At 74.9% G+C, this 16689-nt stretch carries 15 protein-coding genes; 11 read left to right on the forward strand and 4 right to left on the reverse strand.

The annotated features are described in order from the left end of the window. Window positions 1–13: 13 nt before the first annotated feature. From CKY47_RS21150 to CKY47_RS21200, 11 genes are all read left to right on the forward strand, one after another. The gene (locus CKY47_RS21150; RefSeq protein ID WP_306747655.1) at window positions 14–2611 is read left to right on the forward strand and encodes an AAA family ATPase; all 2598 of its coding nucleotides are present in this window, start codon (window positions 14–16) and stop codon (window positions 2609–2611) included. 1 nt (window position 2612) lies between these two features. Further along, window positions 2613–5441 carry an ATP-binding protein gene (locus CKY47_RS21155; RefSeq protein WP_306747656.1) on the forward strand — a complete coding sequence of 943 codons (2829 nt, stop codon included), beginning with the start codon at window positions 2613–2615 and terminating at the stop codon, window positions 5439–5441. Window positions 5442–5812: 371 nt separating this feature from the next. Continuing rightward, on the forward strand, window positions 5813–6520 hold the full coding sequence (locus tag CKY47_RS21160; protein WP_306747657.1) for a helix-turn-helix transcriptional regulator: 708 nt from the start codon (window positions 5813–5815) through the stop codon (window positions 6518–6520). 183 nt (window positions 6521–6703) lie between these two features. Then, the gene (gene pfkB / locus CKY47_RS21165) at window positions 6704–7639 is read left to right on the forward strand and encodes a 1-phosphofructokinase (protein ID WP_371320713.1); all 936 of its coding nucleotides are present in this window, start codon (window positions 6704–6706) and stop codon (window positions 7637–7639) included. Window positions 7640–7745: 106 nt separating this feature from the next. Next, complete coding sequence (mtlA, locus tag CKY47_RS21170; RefSeq protein WP_306747658.1) at window positions 7746–8861, forward strand: mannitol-specific PTS transporter subunit IIC; 1116 nt, start codon at window positions 7746–7748, stop codon at window positions 8859–8861. Window positions 8862–8903: 42 nt separating this feature from the next. Next, entirely contained in the window at window positions 8904–9206 is a 303-nt protein-coding gene (locus CKY47_RS21175) for a PTS lactose transporter subunit IIB (RefSeq protein ID WP_306747659.1), read from the forward strand. Then, window positions 9199–9657: a PTS mannitol transporter subunit IIA gene (locus CKY47_RS21180; RefSeq protein WP_371320714.1), complete on the forward strand. Its 459-nt coding sequence runs from the start codon at window positions 9199–9201 to the stop codon at window positions 9655–9657. Before CKY47_RS21175 ends, CKY47_RS21180 begins: the two co-directional genes overlap by 8 nt. Beyond that, entirely contained in the window at window positions 9654–10703 is a 1050-nt protein-coding gene (locus CKY47_RS21185; protein ID WP_306747661.1) for a zinc-dependent dehydrogenase, read from the forward strand. The genes CKY47_RS21180 and CKY47_RS21185 overlap by 4 nt, the downstream gene beginning before the upstream one ends. A 57-nt stretch (window positions 10704–10760) precedes the next feature. Beyond that, on the forward strand, window positions 10761–12422 hold the full coding sequence (gene ptsP, locus CKY47_RS21190; RefSeq protein WP_306747662.1) for a phosphoenolpyruvate--protein phosphotransferase: 1662 nt from the start codon (window positions 10761–10763) through the stop codon (window positions 12420–12422). A gap of 35 nt (window positions 12423–12457) precedes the next feature. Then, window positions 12458–13435: an HPr family phosphocarrier protein gene (locus tag CKY47_RS21195; protein ID WP_306747663.1), complete on the forward strand. Its 978-nt coding sequence runs from the start codon at window positions 12458–12460 to the stop codon at window positions 13433–13435. Window positions 13436–13545: 110 nt separating this feature from the next. Continuing rightward, complete coding sequence (locus CKY47_RS21200) at window positions 13546–13755, forward strand: DUF5988 family protein (protein WP_306747664.1); 210 nt, start codon at window positions 13546–13548, stop codon at window positions 13753–13755. A gap of 112 nt (window positions 13756–13867) precedes the next feature. Here CKY47_RS21200 and CKY47_RS21205 read toward each other — a convergent pair whose 3' ends face one another. From CKY47_RS21205 to CKY47_RS21220, 4 genes are all read right to left on the reverse strand, one after another. Next, on the reverse strand, window positions 13868–14536 hold the full coding sequence (locus CKY47_RS21205) for an O-methyltransferase (protein WP_306747665.1): 669 nt from the start codon (window positions 14534–14536) through the stop codon (window positions 13868–13870). 53 nt (window positions 14537–14589) lie between these two features. Beyond that, the gene (locus CKY47_RS21210; protein ID WP_306747666.1) at window positions 14590–15558 is read right to left on the reverse strand and encodes a magnesium transporter CorA family protein; all 969 of its coding nucleotides are present in this window, start codon (window positions 15556–15558) and stop codon (window positions 14590–14592) included. Window positions 15559–15674: 116 nt separating this feature from the next. Further along, entirely contained in the window at window positions 15675–16043 is a 369-nt protein-coding gene (locus tag CKY47_RS21215) for a hypothetical protein (RefSeq protein ID WP_306747668.1), read from the reverse strand. Window positions 16044–16313: 270 nt separating this feature from the next. Continuing rightward, the gene (locus CKY47_RS21220) at window positions 16314–16460 is read right to left on the reverse strand and encodes a hypothetical protein (protein WP_306747669.1); all 147 of its coding nucleotides are present in this window, start codon (window positions 16458–16460) and stop codon (window positions 16314–16316) included. Window positions 16461–16689 lie beyond the last annotated feature (229 nt).

A 16689-nucleotide genomic window follows, 5' to 3' on the forward strand; every position in this document is an offset into this window, starting at 1 on the left:
AGTGAGGAGTGTGATGGAGATCGGGACGACGCGAGACCCCGGGTCCGCGTTCGGGCCCGGCAGCCCTCGCTCCGGCGCCGCGCCGGAGTGGGCGCCCCACGCACCCGGTCTGCTCGTCGACCGCGACCACGAGGTCGAGCAGCTCCGCCGCGGGGTCGCCGACCTCGCCCGGCGCGGTCGTTCGGGCATGGTCACCGTCACCGGTCGCAGCGGCACGGGGCTCAGCGCGATGGTGGCGCTCCTCGTCGCGGAGGCGCGGGCCGCCGGGCTGCGGGTCGCGACGGCCCGCGGCGTGCCGGCGGAGTCCGACCTGGCTTTCGGCATCGTGCGCCAATTGGTGGCCTCGTTGTCCGAGAGCGCTCCCACGACGGTCGGCCCGATCCTGCGCGGCACGACCGGCCTGGCCGCGCGCCAAGTCGAGGAGGCCGTCATCCCGGCGCTGTGCGCGGACTTCCTCGCCGTGGCCCACGAGCACCCGCTGGTCGTGGCGCTCGACGACGCCCAGTGGGCCGACGGACCGTCCTGGCGCTGGCTGCGCGCGATGGCCCGCCGCCTCGGCCAGGCTCCGCTCCTGCTGGTGCGCGCCGGCACGCACGGCCTCGACGAGCCCGGCTGCCCCGAGTGGCGACCCGAACCCGATCACCCGGCGGCGCGCGTGATGCGCCTGCGCCCGCTGCGCGAACCCGGTGTCCGCGAGGTCATCTCCGCGCGCTACCCCGGTCCGGTCGACGGCTCGTTCGTCACCGAGGCCCACACCGCGACCGGCGGCAGCCCCGCCGTGCTGCACGAGGTGCTGTCCCGGCTGGCCCGGGCGCAGCTGCCGCCCGCCGCCGAGCAGGTGCCGCACCTGACCGCCTCGGCCGCCGCCGTCCTCGGCGACCGCGCCGCCGACGCCATCGGCACCCTGCCGACCGACGCCCTCGCCCTGCTGCGCGCCCTCGTGCTGTGCGGGGACGGCCTGGGCTTCGACCTGACGTGCGCCCTGGTCAGCCCGCGGCACGTGCCCGCCGCCACCGCCGCCGGGCTGCTGCGCCAGGTGGGGCTGATCACCGGCGGCGACGAACCGCGCCCCGCGGGGCCGGGGGTGCGCGCGGGCGCGCTGGCCGGCCTGGAGGCCGACGAGCGGGACCGCCTGCTCCGCAACGCCGTGGCGATCGGCCGCCGCGCGGCCGTCCCGGACGACCGGCTCGCCGCCCTGCTGCTCGCCGCGCCGCCCGTCGGGGAGGCGTGGGCCGCCACGCTGCTGACCAAGGTCGCCGCCCGCCGCCGCGCGGCCGGGGACCACGCGGCGGCGGCGTCCCTGCTGGCCGCGGCGCTGCGCGAGCCGATGGGCGAGGAGCACAGGCTCGGCCTGCTGGTCGACCTCGGTGCGCTGGAGGTGGTGGACAACCCGCGCGCGGCCGACCGCAGGCTCCGCCAGGCCCTGCTGGAGACCGAGCCGGACGGGCCGACCGCGGTCCTCGCCGCCGACCTGCTCCACGCCCACGGCGACGCGCTCGCCGCCCGTCGCGTGATCGCCACCGCGCGCGCCCGCGGCGAGGCGGACGGCGTGGACACCACCACCCTGGCCGCGATCGGCTGGCTGGCCGACAGCGACTGCACACCCGACGCGCTGCACCCCGCGCGCGCCTTCCCCGACCCGCCGACCGACTCGCCGGAGGTGGGCGAACCGGTCGGCGCGGGCGTCGCCGCCTGGTCGCTGGCGCTGCGGGGCGACCACCGGGCGCGGGCCCGGGCGCTCGCCCGGTGCGCCCTCGCCGCGGGCGACGACGGGCCCGCGCCGTTCGGGCACCGGCTGCACGCGTGCCGGGCGCTGCTGCACGCCGACGACATCGCCTCGGCGGTCGTCGGCCTGGACGCCGTGGTCGCCGACGCGCGCCGCCGGGGCGTGCCCGCCGTGGCCGCCAACGCGCTGCTGCACCGGGGCTGGTGCGAACTGCGCCGCGGCAACCTCGCCCAGGCCGGCGACGACCTGGCGCAGGCCCGCGCGCACCTGCCCGCCGACTCGTGGCACCCGCGCCTCGTGCCCGCCCTCACCGCCCTGGCCGGGCAGGTGCTGCTGGCCCGCGGCGAGGCCGACGACGCCGCTCGGGAGATGGCCGGCGTGCCACCCGCCGAGGCCGACCGCGGCGCGGCCTGGGGCCTGTTGCAGTGCGCGCGGGGCGAGGCGGCGCTGGCGCTCGGCGACCCGGCGACGGCGCTGCGCCGGTTCGACCGCTGCGGCCGGGTGCTGCTGACCAGGGGCTGGGTGAACCCCGCGCTCGCCGCCTGGCGGTCGCTGGCCGCCGCCGCGCACGCCGCCCTCGGCGACCGCGACGCCGCCCGCGCGCTCACCGCCGACGCCGTGGAGCGGGCCGTGCGCTGGGGCGCGCCGAGCACCCTCGCGCAGGTTTCCCTGTGGGCGTCCCGGGTGGACCGGGGGAGCGGCTCGTCCTGTCCACAGAGGACGACCGGGGTCCGGACGGGCGACGACGCCGACCAGAGCATCGCCGTGCTGGCGGGCACGGGGCGTTCGGCGGGCGAGATCGCACTGCTGCTGGACGTGCCGGTGCGCGCGGTGCACCACAGGCTCTCCGCGCTCCCCACCCCCTCCCGCGCGCCGGGGCGTTGACGTGCTCGCCGAGCGGGAGGACGCCCTCGACGCGGTCCGGCAGGGGGTCGCCGCGGCCGCCGCCGGTTCGCCGGGGCTGCTGCTGGTCACCGGCGCGCCGGGCTCCGGGCGCTCCGCGGTGCTCGCCGCGGCCGCGGACCTGGTGGAGGCCGGGGTCGCGCCGGCCCGCGTGCTCCGCGCCGACGCGACGCTCGCCGAGTCGAGGTTCCCGTTCGGCGTGGTGCAGCAGCTCCTCCGCCCCGCCGTCACCGGCGCCGACCCGGCCGAGCACGACCGCTGGTTCGCCGGGGCCGCGGAGGCGGTGCGACCGCTGTTCCTCGACGACGCCGCGCACGCCGCGCCGTCCGCCGACGCCGTCCTGCCCGGCCTGCACGCCCTGGTCGCCCGGCTGGCCGACGACCACCCCCTCCTGCTCGCCGTCGACGACCTCCAGTGGACCGACCGGCCCTCGCTGCGCTGGCTCGCCTACCTGGCCCGCCGCCTGGGGCAGAGCCGCGTGCTGCTGCTGGTCACCTCGACCGACGGTCACGCGGTGGGCGAACCCGGTCTGGTGGACGACGTCGCCGCCTCCGCGAGCCGCACGGTGCAGCTCGCCCCGCTGTCCGCGGCCGGCGTGCACCGGGTGCTGACCGCCGAGTTCGACGAGGAGGTCGACCCGGCGTTCACCGCGGCCTGCCACGCGGTGACCGGGGGCAACCCGGCCGCGCTGCTGGCCGTGGCGCACGGCCTGCACGCCCGCTCGGTCCGCCCCTCGGCGTCCGCCGCGGCGTCGGTGGCCGAGGCGAGCCACGCGCTGCTGCGCGAGCGCAGGCTGTTCCACCTCAGCACCCAGCCGTCGTCCGTCCGGGCGGCGGCCCGCGCGCTCGTCGTGCTCGGCGACACCGCCGACACCGACCTGGTCGCCGACGTCGCGGGCCTGGACGCGTTGGGCTGCAAGAGCGCCGTGCACGCGATGGACCGCCTCGGCCTGCTGTCCTCGGTGGACCCGCCGCGGCTCGCCGACCCCGCCGTCGGCGTCGCGCTGGAGGCGACGATGCCGCTGCCGCAGCGGGAAGCGCTGCACCGGCACGCCGCCACCGTCCTGCACGACGCCGGCCACCCCGCCGAGCGCGTCGCCGAGCAGCTGCTCCGGGTCACCCGCGGCTACCTGCGCTGGGAGGCGGACCTGCTGCGCAGCGCGGCGGCCTCGGCGCTGGAGCGCGGCGCGGGGGAACGGGCCGTCCGCTACCTGCGCCGCGCACTCCTGGCCGGGCCGCCCGGCGGACCGGAGCGGGCCAGGCTGCTGGTGGACCTGGCCGCCGCCGAGCGCGGCACCGACCCGGCGTCGTCGGTCAGCCACGTCGCCCAGGCGCTGCCCGACCTGCCCGGCGTGCCGGAGGCGGCGGTCGCCGTGCTGTCCGCGCCGTTCGCGCTGGCCGCCCGCAGCCCGTCGGTGGCCGCCGTCCTGCGCACGCACGCCGCCGCGCCCGACCCGCACCTGGCGGGCGCCAACCCGGACCTGGCGCTGCGCCTGGAGGCGCGGGGCCGCGCCCTGGACCGCTTCGGCAAGCAGGGCCTGACCGACGCGGTGGCCCGGCTGCGCGGGTTCGGCGTGGCCCGACCGCTCGACACCGGCGGGGGGCGCGAACTGCTCGCGGTGCTCGCGCACGCCGCCGCGGCCACCGCCGCGCTGCCCGCCACCGAGGTCGCCGCCCTCGGCGCGAACCTGCTCGACCGCGAGCAGGCCGATCCCGCGCACGTGCACACCGCGCTGCCGCTCGCGATCACCGCGATGGTCGCCGCGGACGCCGGCCGGGTCGCCGCGCCGTGGCTGGAACGCGCGTGGGACGCGGCGCGGCGGCAGGAGTCCGCCGGGGTCCGGTCCGCGGTGGCCGCGCAGCACGCCGCCGTGCTGGCCGCCACCGGCAACCCCGGTCGGGCCAGGGCGCTGGCGCTGGGCGTGCTCGACGGCGACGCCTCGTCGTGGCCCGAGTCCGCCGCGACCGCGACGCTGGCGCTCACCTCGATCGCCCTGCACGCCCAGGACGGCGAACTCGCGCGCCGCGTGCTCGACGCCGGGCACGACGCGGCGGACCCGCGGCCGGTGCTCGCGCACCTCCTGCTGCGCGGCCTGCTGGATGCCCTCCGCGGCGACGTCGTGGCGGCGCTGGACAAGCTCCTGGACTGCGGCGAGCGCGCCGCCCGCTTCGGCTGGACCAACCCGGTCGCGCTGCCGTGGCGGGTCTGGGCGGCCGGGCTGCACCAGCGGTTGGGCGACCTGGACCGGGCCTCCGCGCTCGCCGAGCGCGAGTACGCGGCGGCCCTGGCGTGGGGCGCCCCCACGGCGGTGGGCCGCGCGCTGCGGTTGCGGGGCATGCTGCTCGGCGGCGCCGAGGGCGTCGACGCGCTGCGCGCGGCGGTGGACCGGCTGCGGGCCGGCGGCGACCCGGTCGAGCTGGGGCGCGCCCAGGCGATGCTGGGCCGCCGGCTCGTCGGGCTGGGCGACCCGGCGGGGCAGCGGGCCGTCGAGGAGGCCGACCGGATCGCCCGCGCCGCCGGCGGGGTGTGGTTGGCGGGCAACGACGAGGCCGAGTTGAACGGGCCGGTGCTCCGGCTCGGCGCGTCCGGCGCCGCGGAACTCACGCGCACCGAGCAGTCGGTCGTCGCGATGGTCGTGCGCGGGTGGACGAACCAGCGCATCGCGGATTCGCTCGGGGTCACCCGGCGGGCCGTCGAGAAAAACCTGACGGGTGCTTATCGGAAACTCGGCGTGCGCGGTCGCTCCGTGTTGGTGGAGCAGTGGCGCGCGCTCGTACCCGAGTTGGGAACCCACGTGGTCGACGAGCGCTGAGCGCCGCCGTCACAACATCGTTCACAGTGTTGTCACCGTCCGTGACTGCACGCCCGATGATCTCCGGTCACCCCTTCGACCACGAGCTACCTGGCTCGACGGTGTCGGCGAGGTTCGGTCCACGCGCCTGTTCGCCGGGGTCCGCACCCGCTGACCGGGGGTACCGAACCACTCGGGCGGGTGCCACCGCACGTCCGAACCACCCTGTCCGGTCACCACGGTTTTAAGTCCGTATGGTTGCGCTTCTGTTGATTTCCGTGAGTGTGGTCCATATCATGTTACTTGTTGATTTCCTCCGGTTCGTGTGCCGGTAAATCCTTCGGCACCCGCCGTCGATCTTCGTCTCGAAACTTGGGAGGAATGGTCTTCCGATGAGCACGGATATGGCCGACATCGCGATCCAGGACGTGTACGAGACGTTTCCGGCATGGCCCTCGGACGGCGGTCGACCCGACAGCGGTCGCGGGGTCTACCGGTCCTTCTTCGAGCGCTCCGGGATGTGCGTGGCCCACTTGAACCGCTCGCTGCGCATCCTGGAGGCCAACGCGGACTTCTACCGGCAGTTCGGGCGCGGCCCGGCGGAGCTGTCCGACCGGGAGTTCTGCGACCTGCTGCACCCGAGCGTCCGCGAGCGGCTGGGGCGGCAGCTGTCCCGGCTGGCCGACGGGCAGCGCCCGCGCTTCGCGGACCGGGTCGTGGCCCTGCGTCCCGGCGACAGTGCCCTCTCGGGGGAGCTGACCGGGTTCGCCGTGCACGGCGAGGCGGGCCGGGTCGACAGCGTCATGGTGCTCGTGCGCCCGGAGAAGTCGCCGGACGACGGCCACCTGGTGTCCGGCAAGGCCAAGCTGCTGACCGCCATGGACGCCCGCATCCTGGAGGGCGTGGCGGCCGGCGTGTCGACGGTGCAGCTCGCCGCGACGCTGTACCTCAGCCGGGGCGGGGTCGAGTACCACGTGTCGACGCTGCTGCGGAAGCTCAAGGTCAAGAACCGCCCGGCTCTGGTCTCCAAGGCCTACTCCATGGGCATCTTCGGCGTCGGTTCGTGGCCGCCCCGGGTGCTGCCCGAGTACGTCAAGTAGTCGTACCACCCCGCTGTGTTGGTTCGTGTGGCTTCGTTCCGGCTGCGTAGCGGTGGTGTCGCTAGGGGTTCTGCCAGCTTCCGTGAAGTGGCCCTTGTGTAAACAACACAAACGGATCTAAAGTCACTCAAACCAAACCGCCTGACTGGTGGCGGTGCCGGAGAGGCTTCGAGGTGGTGTGAAGTGTTCTTGACCGTGACGGCCAATCCGAGCGTGGACCGCACAGTCGAGGTCGACCGGCTGACCAGGGGCGGGCTGCACCGCGCGTCCGGGGTGCACGTGCAGCCCGGCGGCAAGGGGATCAACGTCGCCCGCGCCCTGGTGCGCAACGGCTGCAAGGCCCGTGCCGTGGTGCCGGCCGGTGGCGCGGAGGGCGACCAGCTCATCCGCCTGCTCACCGAGTACAGCATCGAGGTCGTGCGGGTCGCCGCACTCGGCCCGGTGCGCAGCAACATCACCGTCGTCGAGCCCGACGCCACGGTGACCAAGCTGAACGAGGCCGGAGCCCGGCTGAGCGGCCCCGAGCTGGAGGCGTTCTGCGACGCGGTGCTGACCCACATGTCCGGAGTGGACTGGGTGGTCGCCGCCGGGAGCCTCCCGCCGGGGGTGCCGGCCGAGTTCTACGCCGATCTGATCAAGCGCCTCGCGCCCACCGGCGCGAAGGTCGCGGTGGACACCAGCGGCACCGCGCTGCTGGCCGCGGTGGAGGCCGGACCGACCCTGGTCAAGCCGAACCTGGAGGAGTTGGCCGAGGCGGTCGACCGTCCACTGCGGACGTTGCGGGAGGTCGTCGACGCGGCAGGGGAACTGCGTTCCCTGGGCGCCGAGGCGGTGTTGGCCAGTCTCGGCGGGCAAGGCGCCGTGCTGGTCGACGGCGAGGGCTCCTGGCACGCCGAGGCACGGGCCGAAGCCCGCAGCTCGGTCGGCGCCGGGGACGCGCTGCTCGCCGGGTTCCTCTCCGCAGGGGGAATTGGCCCTTCCGCACTGGCCACGGGCGTCGCATGGGGAGCGGCGGCCGTTTCGTTGCCCGGCAGCACCATGCCGGGCCCGGAAGACGTGCGCGCACACCGGGTGGTGGTGCACCCGGACATCGAGTGGGATCGCCGGATCGACGAGTGATCCGACGGCACCCGCCGGTCGCCGATGCCGGGCGACGACGCCCGGCTCCCGCCGCAACAGCGACGGCGTTCTCCCAGTCCCTCCAGCAGTAGTGGAAGTGTCAACGATGACGAGCAACGACACCCAGGCCCCTGAAGACACCCAATCCCGCGGCCAGCGCGCGCGGGTAGGCATCCAGCGCTTCGGTGGACACCTCGCCGCCATGGTCATGCCCAACATCGGCGCGTTCATCGCGTGGGGCCTGATCACCGCGATGTTCATCCCCACGGGGTGGATCCCCAACGAGACGATCGGCGAACTCGTCGGTCCGATGATCACGTTCCTGCTGCCGACCCTCATCGGGTACACCGGCGGCCGGCTGGTCCACGGCCAGCGCGGCGCGGTGGTCGGCGCGATCGCCACCTTCGGCGTGATCGTCGGCGCGGACATCCCCATGTTCCTCGGCGCGATGATCGTCGGCCCCCTCGGCGGCTTCCTGATCAAGCTCTGGGACGAGAAGGTCGGCGTCAACGTCGCGCCGGGCTTCAAGATGCTGGTCGACAACTTCAGCGCCGGCATCATCGGCGGCGCGCTCGCGGTCGGCAGCCTGTTCTCCATCGGCCCGATCGTCGAGGGCATCACCAAGGCGCTCGGCAACGGCGTGCAGTGGCTGCTCGACGTCGGCGTGCTGCCCCTGGTGTCGGTGATCGTCGAACCCGCCAAGATCCTGTTCCTCAACAACGCCATCAACCACGGCGTGCTGAGCCCCCTGGGCGTGGCCGAGGCGTTGGAGAACGGCAAGGCGATCCACTTCCTCATCGAGTCCAACCCCGGCCCGGGCCTGGGCGTGCTCGCCGCGCTGAGCGTGTTCGGCCCCCGCGCGGCCCGCGCCACCGCCCCCGGCGCGATCGTCATCCAGTTCCTCGGCGGCATCCACGAGATCTACTTCCCGTACATCCTGGCGAACCCGAAGCTGCTGCTCTCGGTCGTCACGGGCGGCGCGGCCGGCGTGCTCACGTTCAGCATCTTCGACGCGGGTCTCGTCGCGACGCCGTCGCCTGGCAGCATCATCGCCCTGATGGCCGTGACGCCGAAGGGCGGGCACTTCGGGGTCATCGCGGGTGTGCTGGCCGCGGCGGTCGTGGCGTTCGTGGTGGCCGCGGCGCTGATGAAGTTCGGCCGGGACGCCCGCCGCGAGGAGCGGGACCAGCAGATCGCCAACGGTGGCGCGGTCACGGCCTGACCGGTCGGGCCCCCGGACACCGGACGAGAGGAACAGGGACGCATGAGCATCCAGGGCAAGGACATCACCAAGGTGGTCATCGCCTGCGACGCGGGCATGGGCAGCAGCGTCATGGTGGCGTCGCAGATGGCCAAGCGGCTCAAGCCGTACAAGGTGGCCGTGCAGCACAGCCCGGTCAACGAGATCCCGGCCGACGCGCAGGTCGTGCTGTGCCAGCAGGGCCTGGTGCCCCGGGCGCAGAAGAACTCGTCGGGCGCGCTCGTCATCGGCTTCCAGAACTTCATGGGCGACCCGGTGTTCGACCGGGTGGAAGCCGCCATCCGGGACGGTGGGGAGCTTGGCTGAGTTGCTGACCGCGGAGGGGGTCCGGCTCGGCCGGACCGCCGCCGACCGCACCTCGGCGATCGACCAGGTCGGGGCCGCGCTGCTGGAGCTCGGCGCGGTCGACCCCGAGTACCTGACCGCCATGCACGAGCGCGAAGCCTCGGTCTCGACCTTCATCGGCGAGGGCGTGGCCATCCCGCACGGCACGGACGCCTCGCGGGTCCACGTCCGCCGGTCCTCGCTGGCGGTGCTCCAGTTCCCCGAAGGGGTGGACTGGGGCGGCGAGGACGTGCGGTTGTGCGTCGGCATCGCGGCGAAGGGCACCGAGCAGGTCGGCATCCTGTCCGCCCTGGCCCACGTGCTCATGGACCCCGAACGGGCGGCCGAGCTGCGGCAGGCCCCCGACGCCGACACCGTCCTGCGCATCCTGCGGACGGTGGACACCGAGAAGGACGAGGAGACAGCGCAGTGAAGGTGGCCCGGTTCTACGCGCCCGGCGACATCCGCATCGAGGACATGCCCGAGCCCACCGCGGGCCCCGGCGAGCTGAAGCTGCGGGTGCGCAACACCTCGACGTGCGGGACGGACCTCAAGATCTTCCGGCACGGGCACCACCACATCGACCCGCCGCGCGTGATCGGCCACGAGATCGCGGGTGAGGTCGTGGAGGTGGGCTCGGAGGTGAACGGCTGGGCCGCGGGGGACCGGGTCCAGGTCATCGCCGCCATCCCGTGCGGGGAGTGCCCCGAGTGCCTGCGCGGGTGGATGACCATCTGCCCCAACCAGCTCTCGATGGGCTACCACTTCGAGGGCGGCTTCGCCGAGTACATGATCGTCCCGGCGAACGTCCTCAAGGTGGACGGCGTCAACCGCATCCCGGACGGCGTGAGCTACGCGGAGGCGTCGGTGGCCGAGCCGCTGGCGTGCGTGCTCAACGGCCAGGAGCTGGCCCGGGTCGGCGACGGCGACACGGTCGTGGTGGTCGGCGCCGGCCCGATCGGCTGCCTGCACGTGCGGCTGGCCCGCGCCCGCGGCGCGGAGAACGTCTACTTGGTGGAGCTCAACCGCGGCCGGCTCGACATGGCCGCCGAGCTGGTCAAGCCGGAAGCGGCGATCTGCGCGGCCGAGGTCGACCCGATCCAGGCGGTGCTGGACCTCACCGGCGGGCGCGGCGCGGACGTGGTGATCACCGCGTCGGCGGCGGGCAAGACGCAGGAGGACGCGCTGAAGATGGTCGCGCGCCGCGGCCGGATCAGCTTCTTCGGCGGCCTGCCGAAGGACAACCCGATCATCGCGTGCGACTCGAACCTCGTGCACTACCGCGAGCTGACGATCGTGGGCGCGAACGGGTCCAGCCCGGACCACAACAAGAAGGCGCTGGAGCTGATCGCGACGGGCGCCGTGCCGGTGGCCGACCTGATCACGCACCACCTGCCGCTGGAGAAGGTGCTGGAGGCCATCGACGTGGTCGCCGGTGGCACCGCCATCAAGGTGACGATCGAGCCCGTCGCGGGCTGATCGCGCACCACCCGCACGGACGGTCGACGAGGACGAGGAGGCGCGGAGTTGTCGCAGGTGGCTGAGGTCTCGGACCAGCCGGTCGGGTCCAGGGAGCTGACCGGCAACCCGGCGAGCCCCGGTCAGGCGGTGGGCGTGGTGGCCAGGCCGGCCACCGCGCCGGAGCTGCCCGCCGAGGTGCCCGCGCCGGGACCGGCGCAGGACGAGGTGGACGCCGCCGCGGCCGCGCTCGGCTCGGTGGTCGCGGACCTCACCGAGCGGGCCGCCGGCCTGACCGGCGAGGCCCGCGACATCCTCGACACCCAGATCGCCATGGCGGACGACCCCGCCCTGGTCGACGGCATCCGCGCCGCCGTCGACCGGGGGCGCCCGGCGGCCTGGGCCGTGCACGACGCGTTCGCCGTCCACCTTGAGGCGCTGGCCGCGCTCGGCGGGTACCTCGCCGAGCGGACCGGCGACCTCGCCGACCTGCGGGACCGGGCCATCGCGGTGCTGCTGGGCGTGCCCACACCCGGCATCCCCGTGCGCGACGAGCCGTTCGTGCTGGTGGGCGTCGACCTGGCGCCCGCCGACACGGTCACCCTCGACCCGGCCAAGGTGCTGGCGATCGTCACGTCCAAGGGCGGGCCGACCAGCCACACCGCCATCCTCGCCCGCTCCCTCGGCATCCCGGCCGTGGTCGGGTGCGCCGACGCCGACTCGCTCGCCGACGGCGACCGGGTCGTGGTGGACGGCACCCGCGGCGTCGTGGTCACGTCCCCCGACGACGACGCCGCCGACCGGGTCGCCCGGGCCGCCGCCGAGCGCGAGGCCTCCCTGGCCCGCCACAGCGGCCCCGGGGCCACTGCCGACGGCCACCAGGTCAAGCTGCTGCTCAACGTGGGCGGCGCGACCGACGGCGACGTGGACGCCGAGGGCGTCGGCCTGTTCCGCACCGAGTTCCTGTTCCTCGACCGCACCGACGCGCCCTCCCGCGAGGAGCAGCGCCGCGCGTACGGCGAGGTGTTCCGGCTCTTCGGCGACCGACCGGTGGTCGTGCGCACGCTCGACGCCGGCGCGGACAAGCCGCTGCCGTTCGCCAACGCCGACGACGAGCCCAACCCGGCGCTCGGCGTGCGCGGCTACCGCGTGTCGTGGCGCAAGCCGGACCTGCTGGCCGACCAGCTGGCCGCCATCGCCGACGCCGCCGCCGAGCACGGCACCGACGTGCGCGTGATGGCCCCCATGATCGCGACCGCCGCCGAGGCCCGGGCCTTCGTCGCGCTGGCGCGGTCGGCAGGCCTCGGCAACGTCGGCGTGATGATCGAGATCCCGGCCGCCGCGCTGCGCGCCGCCGACATCCTCGCCGCGGTCGACTTCGTCAGCCTCGGCACCAACGACCTGTCCCAGTACGCGTTCGGCGCCGACCGGGTGCTCGGCGAGCTGGGCGCCCTGCTCGACCCGTGGCAGCCCGCGCTGCTCGACCTGGTGGCCCTGGTGGCCGAGGCCGGTCGTGCGGCGGGCAAGCCGGTGGGCGTCTGCGGCGAGGCCGCGGGCGACCCGGGCCTGGCGCCCGTGCTCGTGGGCCTCGGCGTGACCAGCCTGTCCATGTCCGCGCCCGCCGTGCCCGCCGTCCGGGCCGCGCTGCGCGAGCGGACCCTGGACGACTGCACCGACCTGGCCGAGCGCGTCCGCCGCGCCCCGGACCCCGCCACCGCGCGCTCCCGCGCGCTCGGCTGACGCGGGGACGGGGCGACGATGTGGAGGAACCACCCGTGACCGTCCCGTCCCGGTCGCCGTCCCGCGGCCCGCTGCCCGCGGAGCCCGCGCCGCCGCACCGCACCGCCGCCCACCGCGCCACCGTGCCTGTCCCCACCGTGCCCGCCGCCACCCATCCCGCAGCGCCCCACCCCGCGACGCCGGAGCGGGTTCCGCGCGACCCGCGGGAGGCGTGCCTCTGGTACGGGCGCCGCTTCGGCTGGCGCGTGGTGGCCGGCCCCGCCGGGGTCAGGCTGGTGCTCGCGGGCGGCACGGTGGGCTTCCTCGTGCCCGCGGGCCTCGCCGCCGTCGTGCTCGCCCGCTTCGACGCGGTCGGCGTGCCCGCGCCCGCCGTCGTGCGGCCGGACGGCCCCGTGGTCTTCCTGGCCGACGCCAACGACCGCTGGTGGAGCCAGGGCGACATGCCCGCGGGCGTGGTGTTCCTGCGCGCGCCCACCGAGGTGCCGCTGCCACCCACGCCCGTGTGCGGCGCCCGGCTGCGCTGGGCGCGCCCGGTCGAGGCGGGGGAGCGCTGGCTGCCCGTCGCCGAGGGCGTGCTGTCCGTCATCCGCTCCGCGCTGGAGCCCGTGCGCCGGCCCGCCGCGCCCTGGCCCGCGCGCGACGTCGAGTTGTCGACCGGCCGGTTCCCCCGGCCGGTCCGGCGGGAACGGCTCGGACGCCCGTTCCCGCACCGCGAGGAGGAGGCAGAGTTGCCCAGTACACGAGTCACCATCGGTTCGCCGGTCGGTCTGCACGCCCGACCGGCCAAGCTCCTGGTCGAGGCCGCGCGCAAGCAGGGCGGCAAGGTCCGCATCGGCCGCAGCGAGGACGCCCTGGTCGACGCGGCCAGCATCCTCGCGGTCATGTCGCTGGGCGTGAAGGGCGGCGAGGAGGTCGTGCTCACCGTCGAGGGCGACCAGGCGGACACCGCGCTGGCCGAGCTGTCCGAACTGCTGTCGACCGACCTGGACGCGGCTCCCGCGGCCGGGGGCTGACGGCCGAATCCAGGGGATTCCCCAGTTCTGCCAAGCCATACTCGATGTGTGCACTTCGGACGGTCCGCCTCCACACCGCGCGGCGGCACCCCGGCGAAAGGGCGAACATCGTGCAGCAGAACAGGAAGGCGTTGCTGATCGGCGGCCCCAGGACGATCGACGGCGAGGTCGTGGAGCTGACCGAGGGCGTCGACGTGAAGGTCCGCGTCCCCCACGCCTCGGGGCACGAGCACTTCACGCGCAGCGAGGAGAGCAGGCTGGTCGACGGTGAGCACCTGCCGGTGTTCACCTGGTCCTACCGGACGAAGATCGCCGAATGAGCCCCGTCGTCCGCCGGTGCCCGACGCCCGGCGGACGACGTGACGCGCAGCGGTGGACGGGTCGCCCCGAGGCCCGTCCACCGCTCCCGTCCCACGCGGAGCCGCCCGCGGCTCAGCGGGGCCGGCGGCGGGCCAGCGTGATGCCGTCCGCGGCGGGGAGCATCGAGATGTCCACCCGGGGATCGGTGAGCAGGGAGGCGTTGAACTCCCGGATGGCCACCGTGTCGGCGTCCTGGGCGGTCGGGTCCACCACGCGGCCGAAGAACAGCGTGTTGTCGACGACGACGAGCCCGCCGTCGCGCACCAGCTCCACCGCCGCGTCGAAGTACGCGCCGACGCCGACCTTGTCGGCGTCGACGAACACCAGGTCCACCCACCCCGTCCCGTGCTCCTCGGCCAGCGCCGCCAGGGTCCGCCCGGCCGGTCCCACCCGCAGGTCGATCCGGTCCGCCACGCCCGCGCGCTCCCAGTAGGGCCGCCCCACGTCGGGCCACCGCCCGGTGATGTCGCACGTGACGACCCGACCGCCCGGCCCCACCGCCCGCGCCAGGCACAGCGTCGCGTACCCGGTGAACGTGCCCACCTCCAGCACGGTGCCCGCGCCGACCAGCCCCGCGAGCAGGTGCAGCAGCTGCCCCTCCTCGGGGGTCACCTGCATCGCGGACCCGGCGGGCAGGAGGGCCGTCTCCTCCCGCAGTTCGCGCAGCACGTCGTCCTCCCGCAGGGAGGTGACGCGGATGTAGTCGTCCAGTTCCCTCGTCACCACAACTTGGTTCGCCATGTCGCGGACGCTAGCCGCGCGCCCGCCGTGGAACGCCCAGAGTTCGAGCGGACCTACAGCCAGTCCCGCCGCTTGAACGACGCGTACAGCCCCACCGAGAGCACCACCATCACGGTGGTCGACACCCAGAAGCCCCACGGCTGGTCGTAGCCCGGGTAGGGGACGTTCTGCCCGTAGAAGCCGGTGACGGCGGTGGGGATGGCGATGATCGCGGCCCACCCCGTCACCTTCTTCATGACCAGGTTCAGCCGGTTGCCCTGGATGTTGAGCTGGGTGTCGCGGATGGTCGCCACCAGGTCGCGCAGCGACTCGGTCCACTCCGAGGCGCGCAGCACGTGGTCGTACACGTCCTGGTAGTACGGGGCCATGGTGGCGTCCACGACGGCCTGGTCGCGCCGCACCAGGGTGTTCACCACCTCGCGCATCGGCAGCACGACGCGGCGCAGCGTCACCAGGGAGCGGCGCATCGCCAGGGCCCGCTTCTGCACGTCGCGGTTGCTCGGCTGCTCGGAGAACACCAGGTCCTCCAGCTCCTCGATGTGCTCGTCCAGGGCTTGCACGGCGTCGAAGTGGCCGTCCACCACGACGTCCAGCAGACCGTGCACGAGGAAGCCGACGCCGCTGCCCGCCAGGTGCGCCGAAGCGTCCCAGCGGTCGGTGACGGCCCCGATGTCGAAGTGGTCGTCGGCGCGGACGGTGACCAGCGCCTTGGGCGTGACGAACGCGTCGACCTCGCAGGTCCTGAGGCGGCCGGAGGTCTGGTCCAGGCGCACGGCGTAAGTGGTGAGGAACGCGTGCGTGTCGTAGATGTGGCACTTGGGTCGCTCGTGCTCCTGCATGGCGTCCTCGACGGCCAGCTCGTGCAGCCCCAGCTCGTGGGCGAGGCCGGCCAGTTCCGAGCGCGACGGGCCGCACAGGTCCACCCACACGGTGACGTCGTCGGCGAGCCGGTCGGCCACCTCCTCGACGGGGAACCCCTCGGCCTCCAGGACGCCGTCGCGGTACAGGCGGGTGTCGGTCACGAGCCGAGCCTAGGCCGTGCCGGGCGCGTCCCGCGGGTCCCGCCGCGGGCCCCCACCGGGTCGGGCGAAGGTGCGGGCTCCCGCGACGGCGACCACCTCGTGGTGGAGGGCGGTGGCTAACCGCAGGAGGCCGTGACCGGAAGCGACGTGCGCTCGGGCGTCACCGCGCGGAAGGTGTTGGTCACGGTGCCGGCGCAGGGGTACGTGGCGGTGCCCACGCCGGTCGCGAGCACGTGCCAGGCGCCGGTGTTCGGGTCGAGGCGCTGGACCGCGACCTCGTCGTCGTAGACGACGACCGGTTCGCCGCCGGGCACGCCGCGGCACAGGGTGTGGCCGCGGCCGACGATGGTGGCTCCGGACTGGGTCGCGTTGGCCTTGGCGCTGCACGTGACCGCCGAGGCGGAGGCGGGCGCGGCGACGAGGGCCGCCGCGGCGGTCGTGGTGACGAGCAGCGCGCGCCAGGCGGGTGACGGTACGGTCGGCATCGGGACCTCCGGGGCTTCGGACGGGGATCAGATCGTCGTGGAGCGCCGCGCGCGGTGGAACCGCTGATCGACGCAGCACCGGCTGCAAGTTTTCGGACGCCGCGACCCGGCAGGACTTGTCACGGTCGACGGAACGAGCCGCTCGGCACGAGCGGTGGATTCCGCGCGTGGTGCGCCGTCACCCCCGTGTCGTCGCCGGACACCTCCGGGGGCACCCCGCGCGGGGCCACCGGTGGCCGGTGGCCGGAGGCGGGGCCGAACCCGCGGGGGTCACAGGCGTGCGTGACGCGGCCCGCGGTGGCGGGTCGGCCTCTCGGCGGCGCAGCCGACGATCACCAGTCCGGCCAGCAGCGGCAGGAACATGGCCCCCTCGACCGCCAGGGCGCACGTGAGTGCGGTCCACAGCAGCAGTCTCATGCCACAAGGCTAGGGAGACGCGCATCACAACAATAGTGAATTTGGGCAAGTCTTGAGGTAATGGGCTCGCCGACCGCAGAACTGCGGTCGGCGACTCGGTGGTCGCGGTCGGCGACCACCGAGTCGCCGGCGGTCACGGCCCGATTGCGAACCGCCCGACCCGATCTTCTTGTCGGACCCCGCGGTTAGCCTCCCGCCATCACCGTCGCACATCGACTCGCAGGAGGAA

The sequence above is a fragment of the Saccharothrix longispora genome, from assembly GCF_030852425.1.
Classification (GTDB): domain Bacteria; phylum Actinomycetota; class Actinomycetes; order Mycobacteriales; family Pseudonocardiaceae; genus Actinosynnema; species Actinosynnema longispora.